Source organism: Leisingera sp. CC-HEC093 (assembly GCF_059429195.1).
On the sequence record NZ_JCAIJR010000001.1, the window covers coordinates 2,374,145 to 2,387,565 of the forward strand.

The window sequence follows — 13,421 nt, forward strand, 5'->3', positions numbered from 1 at the left end:
GAATCCATGAGTGTCCTTGCCTATCTGATCCCGATTTCGCTGATCCTCGGCTCGGTCGGACTTGCGGCCTTCTTCTACACGGTGCGCAGCAATCAGTATGACGACCCCGAAGGCGATGCCCGCCGCATTCTCAGCGACGAATGGGACGATAAGCCCAAGCCCTGAACCGCTGCAGGGGCAACAGCTCCGGCTTCTGCGTATTGACTGGCTGGTTCTGGGCGTTGCGGCTTGCGGCGGCGCGGGCTGGTGCTATCCGGCATAGAAAAAGGCGCCGCATGGGCGCCTTCTTTGCTTGCAGCTAGTGGTGTCCCCGTCAGGAGGGCCCGATCGGATTGCAGGTCACGTTGCGGGCGTTCAGGCGGCGGCAGGCCAGTTCCGCCTGCTGCTGGCTCATGCCCAGGAAATTGGCTTCAAAACCGCGGCGGGTTTTTGCGACCTTGCGCAACGTGCCGTCCAGTGTTTCCAACTCAGACAACGCGGTGCGCAGCAGCACTTTTTCGGCCTGGTAACGGCTGGTGTAGAGCCCGACGTTGACGCCCCAGTAGCGGCCGCCGGAGGTGGACAGACGGGTCACCACCACCGGCTCCGGCATTGGTGTGTCCGCTGCCAGGCTGGCCGGGCGGGCAACTGGGCGCAATCCGGTGAACGGCACCTTTTGCACGGCTGCGATGACCGCGGGGGCAGCTGCTTCGGCGGCCGGCTGCGGTTCCGCCTCAGCTTCGGCCAACGCAACCGCGATGCTGTCGCGCAGCGCATCGCTCTGAACAGCAGCGTCCGCGCTGACGGTTTGAACGTTTTCGATCTCACCTTCCGTGGTGGCGGTGTCTGCCTGTGCGGTTTCTGCCTGAGGCGCGGCTGCCTCTGTTGCTGCCTGCCCCGCGGGCGGCGTCTGCAGCGCTTCCTCAAGCACCGCTACCAGCACTGGCGACTCGCTGCTGCCCGGGCGTTTCTTGGGCCGCAGGCTGGTATTCACCTGGCCGCTGACCCGGATGGTTTTACCGGCCACGCCATGCGGCGCGCCGTCGTCCGCATCGGCAACCACAACATTGCCAGCCCCTTGGTAGGCGGGCCGCTGCGGTTTGCGCAGCGCGGCGCGTGACGGTGCCCGGCGGAAGCCGAGGTCCAGCAGCTCTGCTACCTTGGCATTGCGCGAAGTTGTGGACTTGCCGCCAAATACGGTGGCGATGATCCGTTCATTGCCGCGCTTGGCCGAGGCCACCAGATTGAAGCCGGCCGCACGGGTGTAACCGGTTTTGATGCCGTCGGCGCCGCGGTAGGCGGCCAGCAGGCGGCGGTTGGTATTGGGCACCTCCCGTATGCCCGCGTGGGTCGAGCGGCGCGAGAACAGGTTGTAGTATTCCGGATAATCATACAGCAGATGCCGCCCCAGCGTGGTCATATCGCTGGCGGTTGACAGATGCCCGCTGGCCGTCAGCCCATGCGCGTTCTTGAAGGTCGTGCGGGTCATCCCCAACGCCTTGGCAGTGCGGGTCATCCGGCGGGCGAATGCAGCCTCGGATCCCGACAGGGTCTCGCCGATGGCTGTTGCAGCGTCATTGGCAGACTTCACCGCAGCGGCGCGGATCAGGTAGCGGAAGGCGATCTTCTGGCCTGACTTAAGCCCCAGTTTAGACGGCTGCTCGGCGGCAGCGTTGCGGCTGATCCTGACCTTGGTTTCCAGCGTGATCTCGCCATTCCGCACAGCTTCAAAAGCGATGTAGAGCGTCATCATCTTGGTCAGCGAGGCAGGATGGAGCCGGGTATCGGCATTGCGCGAATGCAGCACTTCACCGGTGCGCGCATCAATCACCATCGCCGCGTAGGGGGCCGCCGCGGCCCGCTGCGATGAAAGCGCCAGCACCGTTGCTGCTATGAAAAAAACCGCGGCTGCCCATAGGAACCGGGTACGGGAATACCGGCTGGACGCCGGACTGACCTGCGTGATCACTGCCATGTTTGCCTCGTGCCGCCGGTTTTCCGGCTGACGTTTTTGCCTGTTACGAAAAGCCTAACACAAGGTTGCCAAGGAATAAACAGGCCCGGGAATAGGCTGGCAGCCCGATGCGCGCCACTTTGCCGGCATATTGTGGGGAGGCCTAGCGGTGTCGCTAAATGCAGCAAGTGCTAACAGAAGGTTACCGAAAAAAGTTGCATTTTCCAGCGGGCTCTAAGCCGATTTTCCGGCTCGCAATGGCCTTGCGGCCTGTTTTGCCGCTATGGCGCGTGAAAATTGGTCACGTAAAGGGGGGTGGAGTAGACGAGCCCAAGAGAGAATTCGCAGGGCTGATGCAGCCGGGCCTTGATGCGGGATTCGAGATCCGCCAGCAGCGCCTTTGAAAACGCCTCATCCCGGTGCGGCTTGCTCAGCAAAGCAACGCTGATGGTGATGTGGCTGTGGTGGAAACGGTCCGCAGGATAGGCCCGCCCCTTGCAAGCGCCGGCGCCGTCATCATGCTTCAGTATCACCGTTTCGATTTCGGCCAGGATGGCCTCGGCATCGACATCCAGATCGCTGGAGAATTTCAGTTCGGCATGCGGCATCTTCCAGCGCTCCCTTCACGTCTGTCAAAGGGATAGCGGCGCAGGCTCATCCCGTCCAGCGCCGCTTACTCCAGACTGCCCACCAGCGCTGCCAGCCCGCTCAGATCGGGGATTTCCGTGTAGCGCGGGCTGTGCTCCGGCGCCTCGGCGTGCTCGACCTCCCAGACCAGCCCGTGCGGCACATAGGTGCCCCAGCCGCCGGCTTCGATCACCGGCACCACGTCCGACCGCATGGAATTGCCCACCATCATCGCGCGGTCCGGGCCGTCGCCATGGCGGTTGAAAATGTCGATGTAGACTTCCGGTGTCTTTTCCGAGACCACCTCCACCCCGTCAAACAGCTCTCCCAGTCCGGATTGCGCCAGCTTGCGCTCCTGGTCCAGCAGATCGCCCTTGGTGATCAGCACCACCTTATAGCGGTCCGCAACTGCCTCCACCGCCTCCCGCGCATGGGGCAGCAGTTCGATCGGGTAGGACAGCATCATCTGGCCCGCCGTGATCAGCTCCTTGATTACGGCGGCGGGCACGCGCTCGCCGGTCACCTCAATCGCGGTTTCGATCATCGACAGCGTGAACCCTTTCACGCCGTAGCCATAGCGCCCCAGGTTGCGCTTTTCCGCATCCAGCAGCTGCCGTTCCAGCTGGTTCGGGCCTACGTCCGCAGGTGTGTGATCCTGCAGCAATTCGGCAAACCGTTCCTGCGTGACGCGGAAGAACCGTTCATTGTGCCAGAGGGTATCATCGGCATCAAAGCCGATTGTTGTCAAATTACGTATCAATCTGCGGGTCTCAGTCTCTTTTCCTGAACAGCTAAGAGGCTATATAAGCCTCACAGGAAATTCCATGCACCACTGGATCAAATTGCTTATGCCGCTGCAGCACATCATGATGACCGATCATTCAGACGACGATACGGAATCCGGCGTCCTGACCAAGACGCGGCCCAAGACCAAGCGCCCGCCGCGCTACAAGGTGCTGCTGCTGAATGACGACTACACACCGATGGAATTCGTGGTCATGGTGCTGGAGCGCTTCTTTGGCATGACCCATGCACAAGCGTTTGAGATCATGCTGACGGTGCACAAAAAGGGCGTTGCCGTGGTCGGCGTGTTCAGCCATGAGGTGGCGGAAACCAAGGTCGGCCAGGTGATGGATTTCGCCCGGCGCCATCAGCACCCGCTGCAGTGCACCATGGAAAAAGAAGAATAAAGAGGGCCTTAGATGTCTGTACGCTTGTCCCTGGCCGCCCAATCGGGCGGCTTTGCTGTTCCGTCGGAGGGCCGCATCGCCGTGTTCCATCCGCGCAGCGAACACGACCTGTCGGCGCTGCCCAAGGAACAGGTTCTGGTCATCCAGCCGTTCCGTCCCGACCACGATGACTTTACCGCTCAGGGCTATGCCTGCACCCCGTCGCCTGAGGCCGGAGCGGGGTATGCCGCCGCCGTCGTCTTTCTGCCGCGGGCCAAGGCGCTGGCCCGGATGCTGGTGGCGCAGGCCGCTGCCGCGACCACCGGCCAGGTGCTGATCGACGGCGCCAAGACCGAGGGCATTGATTCGGTTCTGAAGGACCTGCGCAAGCGCTGCGCGCCTTCGGCACCGGTTTCCAAGGCGCATGGCAAGGTGTTCTGGATCGAGGGTGGCACCGGTCTGTCCGATTGGCTGCCCGAAGGGCCGCAGCAGGTCGAGGGCTTTATCACGGCCCCCGGCGTGTTTTCGGCGGACGGCATTGATCCTGCGTCCCGCATGCTGGCGGCAGCATTGCCGCAGAAACTGGGCCGCTGCGTGGCCGATCTGGGCGGCGGCTGGGGCTACCTCTCGGCGCAAGTGCTGAAGCACGAGGGCGTCGAAGAGCTGCACCTGATAGAGGCAGACCATGCCGCGCTGGCCTGCGCCCGGCTGAATGCAGCGGACCCGCGGTCCCATTTCCATTGGGCCGATGCCCGCAGCTGGAAGGCACCAGGCCCGGTGAACACTGTGGTGATGAACCCGCCGTTCCACACCGGCCGCGCGGCGGAACCGTCCTTGGGTCAAGCGTTTATCGGGGCAGCGGCCTCTATGCTGGCGGCAAACGGCAGCCTGTGGATGGTGGCGAACCGGCACTTGCCTTATGAAACCGCGCTGGCGGAACGCTTTGCCCAGGTGCGCGAAGAGGGTGGCGATAACCGCTTCAAAATCCTGCACGCGGCCAAACCGAAACGCGGGCGCAAGTAACCGTGGAGGGACCGCAATGGCGGTTTCCAAACCAGCCTGTGCGGTCTAACGTGCGGTCCAGATTGCCCTAGGGGAGCACCCTTTTCATGTCCTTTTCCATTTCCGGAAAGACTGCCATCGTGACCGGTGCCGCCAGCGGCATCGGCCTTGCGATCGGCAAGCAGTTTGCCGATGCCGGCGCCAATGTGATGTTTGCCGACCAGGTTGAGGCGCAGCTGGTCGATGAACTGGGCGAACAGGCCGACGAAAGCAACATCCGCTATTTCGCTGGCGACCTGCGCGAGCGGCTGACCATTGCCAACCTGCTGTCAGCCACCATCGACGCCTTTGATGACATCGATATCCTGGTCAACGGCGCCCGGCAGGTGGTCGCCACCAATGCGCTGGATCCGCGGGACGACACCCTCGACCAGCTCTTGAACCAAAGCCTGCTGCCAACCGTGCGCCTGTCCCAGCAGGTGGCCAAGCGAATGATCAAGCAGGGCGAGGACCGCGAGGATAGCGGCCCCCTTGGCAGCATCATCAACCTGTCCTCGATCGCGGCCCGCCGCACCCATCCGGACCTGATGGCCTATTCTGTGGCCTCTGCCGCATTGGATCAGGCGACCCGCTCGCTGGCGGTGGCGCTTGCCCCGCACCGCATCCGGGTCAATTCCATCGCCTTCGGCTCGGTGATGAGCGCGTCAATGCGGGACACGCTGAAGGAAAACCGCAGCTTCCGCAATGATATCGAGGCGCACACCCCGCTGGGCCGCGTCGCGTCTCCTACCGAGCTGACGGAAACCGCCCAGTACCTGGCCTCCGACGCCTCCGGTTTCATGACCGGGCAGGTAGTGACGCTGGATGGCGGCCGCACCCTGCTGGACCCGGTGTCCGCGCCGATGCACTGATTGGAAAGACCATTGACTGCTGAAATGAAAGAAGAAAAGACCCGGGCGGCTGCCTGGTTTCGGGAACTGCGCGATCAGATCGTTGCGTCCTTCGAAGGGCTGGAGGACAGCCACAGCAAAGGCCCGTTTTCGGACATGGAGCCGGGCCGCTTCGAAGTGACTGAAACCAGGCGCACCTCGGAGGACGGATCTGACGCAGGCGGCGGGCTGATGAGCGTGATGCGCGGCGGCCGGGTGTTCGAGAAGGTCGGCGTTAACATCTCAGAGGTCTATGGCACTCTGGGCGAACGCGCACAGGCCGCGATGGCAGCGCGCAAGGGTATCCCCGGCATGAAGGAGGACCCTAGGTTCTGGGCTTCGGGCATCTCGCTGGTCGCCCACATGCGCAATCCGCATGTGCCCGCCGTGCATATGAACACCCGCATGTTCTGGACCCCGCATGCCTGGTGGTTCGGCGGCGGGTCGGACCTCAATCCTTGCATCGAATACGCAGAGGATACCGCGCATTTCCACGCAGTGCAGAAACAGCACCTGGACCCGCACGGACCGGAACAGTACCCGCGGCTGAAAGAATGGGCGGATGAATACTTCTACATCCCCCACCGCAAGCGCGCCCGCGGGGTGGGCGGTATCTTCATGGATGATCAGAACTCTGGCGATTGGGCGGCGGATTTCGCCATGACCCAGGACATCGGCCGGGCCTTTCTGCCGGCCTTTGTGCCGCTTGTTGAAAAGCGCCGGGCGCAGAGCTTCGACGAGGCGGACAAGGACGCGCAGCTGATCCACCGCGGCCTCTATGCGGAATACAACCTGGTTTACGACCGCGGCACCAAGTTCGGGCTGGAAACCGGCCACGATGCCAACGCGGTGCTGATGAGCTTGCCGCCCCTGGCCAAGTGGGTCTGACCCAACCGCACCGCTGACATCGCAGCGTGCCGCCCAGGGGCACGTTTTCCTTGCGGCGGATTTACGCTGATCTGCGGTCTCAGGGGCGCGACTTTGCGCCACCCTGCGCTAAGGTGAAAACCAACAGGCAAAGATAAAGAGCGGTTTTCACAAAGCGAGGCAGGGAGCACATCACATGCGCAGACTGGTTCTTGGGGTATTGGCACTGGCATTGGCAGCGGGTTGCGGCAGGCCGCCGGAAAGGGACGCCGGCGCACCGGCGGTCACCCGCACCGAACCCGCCAAAGGGCGGCTGGCCGGGCTTTCTACCTATCCGCGCTTTGGTGACCGCGACCCGCATGACTGGGAGGGGCGCAAACCCTGGTCCTACCCGGTCCACGGCATCGACGTCTCGCGGTACCAGGGGGATATTGATTGGCGCAACGTGCGCCGCTCCGGCGTATCCTTCGCCTACATCAAGGCGACCGAGGGCGGGGATCACACCGACGCCAAATTCCGCGACAACTGGCGCGGCGCCCGCGCGGCGGGCATGAAACGCGGCGCCTATCACTATTATTACTTCTGCCGCCCCGCCGCAGAGCAAGCGCGCTGGTTCATCCGCAACGTGCCAAAGGACGCAAACGCGCTGCCGCCGGTGCTGGACATGGAGTGGAACCACCGCTCCCGCACCTGCCGCACGCGGCCCGACGGCGCCACGGTGCGGGCCGAGGCACGCAAATTCCTCGACATCCTGGAACGCCACTACGGCAAGCGCCCGATGGTCTACACTACAGTGGATTTCTACCGCGACACCGGCATCGGGCGCCTCAGCGGCACCGAATTCTGGCTGCGCTCCGTCGCGGGCCACCCGCAGAAGGTCTACCCGGGCAAAAGCTGGAGCTTCTGGCAGTATTCCGGCACCGGCCAGGTTCCGGGTGTGGCGGGCGACGTGGATCTCAACACTTTCCGCGGCAGCCCCGAAAGCTGGCTGCGGTGGTCCGGGCAGATTTGAAGCCGGACAGAAGGGGGCTTTGCCCCCTCGCGCCGCGGGCGCTCACCCCCAGGATACTTCCAGCCAGAAGAACAGCGGATCCAGTGTTCGCCTGGCCGTAAATATCCCGTAGCGCGGGGCGGGGCCTAGCTTAGGCTTTCCAGTCGAAAAAGCCCTTGCCGGCCTGTTGCAAAAGCCTGGCCGCCATCTCCCGGCCCAGCTCCGCGCCATCTTCCACCGGGCACGTCCCGCTGTCATTGATCGCCTCCGAGCCGTCCGGGCGCAGCACCTCGCCGCGCAGCCGCAGGGTGGCGCCGTCCAGTTCCGCCAGACCGGCAATCGGCGTCTCGCAGGAGCCGTCAAGGGCCGCCAGAAAGGCGCGTTCCGCCGCCAGCCGCAAACCGGTCTCATGGTCATGGATCGCCGCCAGCATGTCGCCCGCACGGCTGTCACCGGCGCGCCGCTCGATCCCGATCGCGCCCTGCGCCACGGCGGGCAGCATGTCGCTGGTCTCAATCGCCGTGGCGGGCACCTCATCCATTGCCAGCCGGTTCAGCCCTGCCATCGCCAGGAAGGTGCACTCCGCCACGCCTTCAGACAGCTTGCGCAGCCGGGTCTGCACATTGCCGCGGAACTCCACCACATTGAGGTCGGAGCGGCGATTGAGCAGCTGCGCCCGGCGGCGCAGGGAGGAGGTGCCAACCACCGCGCCCTCTGCCAGATCGTGCAGCGACTTCAAGGCGGGGGAGATAAACGCATCCCGCACGTCCTCGCGCGGCAGATAGGTGTCCAGAGCCAGACCCTCCGGCTGCAGAACTGGCATGTCCTTCATCGAATGCACCGCGATGTCGATGGCACCGGACAAAAGGTCCTCTTCGATCTCCTTGGTGAACAGCCCCTTGCCGCCCAGTTCCTTCAGCGGCTTGTCCGCCGCGATCAGCGCCTGATTGTCGCCGGTGGTCTTGATCACCACGATCTCAAACGCCTCTAACGGCAGATCGAAGGCAGCAGCAAGACGCTCACGGGTCTCATACGCCTGTGCCAGCGCCAGCGGCGATCCGCGGGTGCCGATTTTCAGGGGCGAAGCGGGGGAGGGCAGGGTCAGTGTCATGCAGGAAGCCTTAAATCAGTTTGCGCCTAGGTGGAAACCGGTTTTTGCGCATCTCCCACGGGCCGCGCGCGCGGGCTTTGATATAGAACAAGGCGCAAAATGCAGGACCGCGGCAGATCGCCCCTGCTCTTGACATTCCGCCCCTCAGGCGTGACCTCAGAGCAGGATCCATGTGGGCGAAAAAGAGCGAGGAAGACAATGGCCGGACAAAAGAAGCTGCTGCGCGCATTGGCGGGTGAAAAACAGGATGTGCCGCCGATCTGGATGATGCGCCAGGCGGGCCGCTATCTGCCGGAATACCGCGCCACCCGCGCTGAGGCCGGGGATTTCCTGTCGCTCTGCTACAACTCCGACCTTGCTGCTGAGGTGACGCTGCAGCCAATCCGCCGTTACGGTTTTGACGCGGCGATCCTGTTTGCCGACATCCTGCTGATCCCGCAGGCACTGGGCGCAGACCTGTGGTTCGTGACCGGCGAAGGCCCTCGGCTGTCGACCATCTCGACGGAAGCGGATTTTGCCAAGCTGGGCCCGGCCTCCGATATCCACGAGACGCTGAACCCGATCTATGAAACCGTTCGCATCCTGTCGCGTGAATTGCCGTCCGAAACCACGCTGATCGGTTTTGCCGGCGCGCCCTGGACCGTGGCGACCTACATGATCGCAGGCCGCGGCACCCCGGACCAGGGGCCGGCCCATGCCCTGCGCGAGGAAAACACCGCGCTGTTTGAGGCGCTGCTGGCACGGATCACTGAGGCGACCATTGATTACCTCTCCAAGCAGATCGAGGCCGGTGCCGAAGTGGTCAAGATCTTTGACAGCTGGGCAGGCTCGCTGAAGGGCGAGGCGTTCCAGAAATATGCGCTGGAACCCTGCCGCCAGATCACCGCGGCGCTGAAGGAGCGCCACCCTGGCATCCCCGTCATCGGTTTCCCGCGCGAGGCGGGCGAGAAATACGTGGGCTTTGCCAAGGCAACCGGTGTGGACTGCGTGGCGCTGGACAACTCCGTTGACCCGGTCTGGGCCGCCGCCAATGTGCAAGTTGACGGCTGCGTGCAGGGCAACCTGGCCTCCCGCCACATGGTGACCGGCGGGCAAGAGCTGGTGGATGAGACCCGCCGCATCGTTGAGGCGTTCAAGAACGGCCCGCATATCTTCAATCTGGGCCACGGCATCACTCCCGACGCCAACCCGGACAACGTGCAGCTGATGATCGACACGGTCAGGGGCAGCTGACCTGTTACTCGCCGCCCGGCCCTTGTGCCGGGCGGCGGTTTCGGGCATCAGCGCAGCAATACGCGCCGCGAATGAGGACATAACGGTGGATTACGGTAAATCTGGAGCACCCAAGATGGGCAAGAATAAACCACGTCATGCCGAACATAATGCCAAGGGCACCAAGAAGAACCCTTTTGGCAAGCAAGCGGACAAAAGCGATCTGCTCAAGCGGATGAAAGCCGCGGCTGAGAAGGCCAAGAAAGAAGACTAAGGCTGCTGCCGGTCCAGCTCCGTCAGGATTTCCTGTGTGTGCTGGCCGCGATGCGGGATTTCCGGCGGTGTCCAATCAGGCTGGCCGGAAAACCGCGGGGCAGGGGCGGCTTGCAGCACGCCTTGGTCTTCAACCCAAGTGCCCCGGGCGTTCATCTCATGCGACAGCGCTTCCTCCGGGTTCAGCACCGGGGCCACACAGGCATCAGACCCCGCGAACAGCGCCGCCCAGTGATCGCGCGGCTGGCTGGCAAAGATCCCGGCAAGACGGCCGGTGAGCGCGGGCCAACGCGCCTTGTCGAACTGCTGCGCAAACTCTGCGTCCTGCGCCAGCCCCAGTTTCTCCAGGAACAGCGCATAGAATTTCAGCTCCAGGCATTGGACCGAAACATAGCCGCCGTCTGCGCAAGCATAAGTGCGGCTCCAATGCGGCCCGTCGAGCAGGCTTGCTCCACGTGTGACGCCAAAATTGCCTGCCTGCCGGATGCACATCAAAAGGTTCATCATATGGGCCGATCCGTCATAGATCGCGGCATCCACCACACAGCCTGCGCCTGTGGTCCGGGCCTTGAGGATGCCAGCCAGCATCCCCGCCACCAGATACATCGCGCCGCCGCCGATATCGCCCACCAGCGTGGCCGGCGTCAGCGGCGCATCGCCGGGGTGTGACGCATACCACAGCGCGCCCGACAGCGAGATGTAATTGAGGTCATGTCCCGCCGCATGGGCCAGCGGGCTGTCCTGCCCCCAGCCGGTCATCCGGCCATAAACCAAGCCAGGGTTCACCGCATGGCATTGCTCCGGTCCCAGGCCCAGCCGTTCCATCACGCCGGGGCGGAAGCCCTCGATCAGCCCATGTGCGGTTTTGGCAAGTTTCAGGAACGTTTCGGTGCCGCCTGGGTCCTTTAGGTCCAGTGTGATTGACCGCTTCCCGCGGTCCAAAAGCGAATGTTCCGGCATCCCCGGTGCATCGCCCGGTGTACGGGTGGTGCACGGCCGGTGCACACAGATCACCTCCGCCCCGAGGTCGGCCAGTGTCATCGCGGCAAAGGGGCCGGGACCCAGCCCTTCAACCTCCAGAATGCGGATCCCCTGCAGCATGTGCGCCCCTTAATGCGGTGTTCGGCCGGAGCCAGTCTGCGGCAGGTCAGGCGGTTCCGGCAAGCTGCTGGCGGAATTTCCGTGGCGGCATTCCGGTCCCCTTGGCAAAGAACCGGCTGAAATGGGAGGGTTCATTGAAACCCAGCTCATAGGCGATCTGCGCCGCGGTCAGATTGGTGTAGATCAGCAGCCGCCGCGCCTCGCGCAGGACGCGGGCGTTGACCAGCGCCGAGGCAGGCTGCCCGGTCGCCTGATGGGCGATGCGGTTCAGATGAGTCGGGGAGACTGCTAGTTCTTTCGCATACGCTGCCAGCGGGCGGCGCTGGCGGAAATCCCGCTCTACCAGCGCCTCAAAGCGCGCAAACAGCGGGCTGGCGGAAGGCCGTGAACTGTCAACCCGATCTGAGCTGATGGCACGCGCGGCAGCTGCAGCTACAGACAGCACCAGTCCGCGCAGCATCTGCGCACGGCCAAAATCCCGGCGCCCGTATTCGCTGAAAAGCTGCTCCGCCAAACCCTGAAGTCCTTGCGGCAGCGGCAGAACGGCGGGCAGATCCAGAACGCCGCGCACCCCTTCGCCTGGTACCAGATTCTGGTCCAGGAAATCGGAGGCAAGGGTAATGACCCAGCCGCTTGTGCCCTTCCCAAAGCGGAACCCGTGCACCACCCCGCGCGGCACATTGACCAGGCACGGCGGGGCAAGCGTATGTTTGTTTCCGTCAATTTCCGCGGCACCGGTACCGCCGCTCAGGATCAGCAGCTGATGCAACCGGGCGTGCCGGTGCGGCCTCAATTCCCAGTCATAAAGCTCTGAGCGGGCACGTATCGTCTCTACATGCAGCGCATCGGCCAGCTCAGCTGTTTCGCCGAACAGGTTGTAGCTGTCGATGGGGAAAGAAGAAGGCATGTACGAAATCTATAAGTTTCAGAGCGCTTGGTCCATTCGCAAAAACCTGAGGCCAGCGCATAATCCTTAGTGCACGAGTTCAGCAACCGATCAGGGGAACGCGCATGTCCACGCATCAGACGCAGGTTGTCATCATCGGAGGCGGGCCTTCGGGGCTGTTGTTGTCGCAGCTGTTGCACCGCAAGGGGATTAGCTCAATCGTGCTGGAAAAGCACTCGCGAGCACATGTTCTGGGCCGCATCCGTGCAGGCGTGCTGGAGCATGGATTCGTCAATCTGATGCACGAGGCGGGCTGCGGCGGACGCATGGACCGCGAGGGGGAAATCCACGAGGGGTTTCACATCGCCCATCAGGGGCGGCTGGACCGCATCGATTTGGCTGGCCGCACTGGTGGCGAGACGGTGATGGTCTATGGGCAGACCGAGGTGACCCGTGATCTCTACGCGGCACGGGACGCGATGGGCGGCTTGGTCATTCATGAGGCACAGAATGTACAGCCGCAGGCGCTGACCGATGCGCGCCCCTTCGTGACTTGGGACCAGGATGGAGAAGCCCAGCGGGCCGAGTGCGATTTCATTGTCGGCGCTGATGGGTTCCATGGGGTCAGCCGCAAGTCCATTCCCGCCGATGTGCTGAAGGAGTATGAGAAGGTCTATCCTTTTGGCTGGCTTGGCGTTCTGTCAGAGACGCCGCCGGTGTCAGAAGAGCTGATCTATGCCCGGCACGAGCGCGGCTTTGCCCTTTGCTCTCTGCGCAGCCGGATTCTAAGCCGTTACTACATCCAGGTGCCGCAGACTGACCGCCTGGAGGATTGGAGCGATGCAGCCTTCTGGGAGGAGCTGAAACGGAGGCTGCCGCAGGATGTGGCCGCAGGCTTGCAGACCGGCCCGTCGATCGAGAAATCCATCGCGCCCCTTCGCAGTTTTGTTGCTGAGCCAATGCGCTACGGCAACCTGTTCCTGGCGGGCGACGCTGCCCATATTGTGCCGCCCACCGGTGCCAAGGGGCTGAATCTGGCGGCCTCAGATATCCACTACCTCTACCATGGCTTCCTGGACCACTACCTGAAGGGGGATAGTGCTGGGCTGGAGGCCTACTCGGAAAAGGCGCTGGCGCGGGTCTGGAAAGCGGAGCGGTTCAGCTGGTGGATGACCAACCTGCTGCACCGCGCACCGGAGGGATCTGAGACAGACCTGAGACTGCAAAGAGCAGAACTGGACTACCTGTTTTCCTCGGAAGCGGCGCAGGTCTCGCTGGCAGAGAATTATGTTGGGCTGCCGTACTGAGCGTGTTGCGTAC

15 protein-coding genes are annotated in these 13,421 nt (G+C 63.3%); 9 read left to right on the forward strand and 6 right to left on the reverse strand.

Annotated features, from left to right (window positions below; all coding sequences use genetic code 11):
* The first annotated feature begins 6 nt into the window (after positions 1–6).
* Positions 7–165 carry a cbb3-type cytochrome oxidase assembly protein CcoS gene (gene ccoS, locus AC5STB_RS11425; protein ID WP_495442954.1) on the forward strand — a complete coding sequence of 53 codons (159 nt, stop codon included), beginning with the start codon at positions 7–9 and terminating at the stop codon, positions 163–165.
* A 148-nt stretch (positions 166–313) separates the two neighbouring features.
* Here ccoS and AC5STB_RS11430 read toward each other — a convergent pair whose 3' ends face one another.
* The 3 genes from AC5STB_RS11430 to AC5STB_RS11440 form a co-directional block, all read right to left on the reverse strand.
* A complete protein-coding gene (locus AC5STB_RS11430) occupies positions 314–1,954 on the reverse strand; it encodes a D-alanyl-D-alanine carboxypeptidase family protein (RefSeq protein WP_495442955.1) in 1,641 nt (546 codons plus the stop codon).
* 260 nt (positions 1,955–2,214) lie between these two features.
* Complete coding sequence (locus AC5STB_RS11435; RefSeq protein ID WP_495442956.1) at positions 2,215–2,541, reverse strand: hypothetical protein; 327 nt, start codon at positions 2,539–2,541, stop codon at positions 2,215–2,217.
* 65 nt (positions 2,542–2,606) lie between these two features.
* A complete protein-coding gene (locus AC5STB_RS11440; protein WP_495442957.1) occupies positions 2,607–3,308 on the reverse strand; it encodes an HAD family hydrolase in 702 nt (233 codons plus the stop codon).
* 118 nt (positions 3,309–3,426) lie between these two features.
* Here AC5STB_RS11440 and clpS point away from each other — a divergent pair, with 118 nt between their 5' ends.
* The 5 genes from clpS to AC5STB_RS11465 all read left to right on the forward strand — a co-directional run bounded on the left by clpS (position 3,427) and on the right by AC5STB_RS11465 (position 7,539).
* Positions 3,427–3,750 carry an ATP-dependent Clp protease adapter ClpS gene (gene clpS, locus AC5STB_RS11445; RefSeq protein WP_036762377.1) on the forward strand — a complete coding sequence of 108 codons (324 nt, stop codon included), beginning with the start codon at positions 3,427–3,429 and terminating at the stop codon, positions 3,748–3,750.
* 12 nt (positions 3,751–3,762) lie between these two features.
* A complete protein-coding gene (locus AC5STB_RS11450) occupies positions 3,763–4,752 on the forward strand; it encodes a class I SAM-dependent methyltransferase (protein ID WP_495442958.1) in 990 nt (329 codons plus the stop codon).
* Between the two features lie 86 nt (positions 4,753–4,838).
* Entirely contained in the window at positions 4,839–5,642 is an 804-nt protein-coding gene (locus AC5STB_RS11455) for an SDR family NAD(P)-dependent oxidoreductase (RefSeq protein WP_495442959.1), read from the forward strand.
* 24 nt (positions 5,643–5,666) lie between these two features.
* Positions 5,667–6,548 (forward strand): oxygen-dependent coproporphyrinogen oxidase, encoded by an 882-nt coding sequence (gene hemF, locus AC5STB_RS11460; protein WP_495442960.1) that lies wholly within the window; start codon positions 5,667–5,669, stop codon positions 6,546–6,548.
* 175 nt (positions 6,549–6,723) lie between these two features.
* Positions 6,724–7,539, forward strand: a complete 816-nt coding sequence (locus AC5STB_RS11465; RefSeq protein WP_495442961.1) for a glycoside hydrolase family 25 protein — start codon at positions 6,724–6,726, stop codon at positions 7,537–7,539.
* A 130-nt stretch (positions 7,540–7,669) separates the two neighbouring features.
* Here the strand turns inward: AC5STB_RS11465 and hemC are convergent, their stop codons facing one another.
* On the reverse strand, positions 7,670–8,629 hold the full coding sequence (hemC, locus tag AC5STB_RS11470) for a hydroxymethylbilane synthase (protein ID WP_495442962.1): 960 nt from the start codon (positions 8,627–8,629) through the stop codon (positions 7,670–7,672).
* Positions 8,630–8,827: 198 nt separating this feature from the next.
* Between hemC and hemE the strand changes: the two genes are divergently transcribed.
* Together hemE and AC5STB_RS11480 are read left to right on the forward strand one after the other, a co-directional pair.
* Complete coding sequence (gene hemE / locus AC5STB_RS11475; RefSeq protein ID WP_495442963.1) at positions 8,828–9,862, forward strand: uroporphyrinogen decarboxylase; 1,035 nt, start codon at positions 8,828–8,830, stop codon at positions 9,860–9,862.
* 85 nt (positions 9,863–9,947) lie between these two features.
* Entirely contained in the window at positions 9,948–10,115 is a 168-nt protein-coding gene (locus AC5STB_RS11480; protein ID WP_495442964.1) for a hypothetical protein, read from the forward strand.
* Here the strand turns inward: AC5STB_RS11480 and AC5STB_RS11485 are convergent.
* Both AC5STB_RS11485 and AC5STB_RS11490 read right to left on the reverse strand, forming a co-directional pair.
* On the reverse strand, positions 10,112–11,215 hold the full coding sequence (locus tag AC5STB_RS11485) for a CaiB/BaiF CoA transferase family protein (protein WP_495442965.1): 1,104 nt from the start codon (positions 11,213–11,215) through the stop codon (positions 10,112–10,114). The two genes, AC5STB_RS11480 and AC5STB_RS11485, sit on opposite strands and share 4 nt — an antisense overlap.
* 46 nt (positions 11,216–11,261) lie before the next feature.
* Positions 11,262–12,122, reverse strand: coding sequence for a helix-turn-helix domain-containing protein (locus AC5STB_RS11490; protein ID WP_495442966.1), 861 nt, complete (start codon positions 12,120–12,122; stop codon positions 11,262–11,264).
* Between the two features lie 104 nt (positions 12,123–12,226).
* On the opposite strand from AC5STB_RS11490, the gene pobA reads away from it, so the two are divergent.
* Positions 12,227–13,408: a 4-hydroxybenzoate 3-monooxygenase gene (gene pobA, locus AC5STB_RS11495; protein WP_495442967.1), complete on the forward strand. Its 1,182-nt coding sequence runs from the start codon at positions 12,227–12,229 to the stop codon at positions 13,406–13,408.
* Positions 13,409–13,421: the final 13 nt, after the last annotated feature.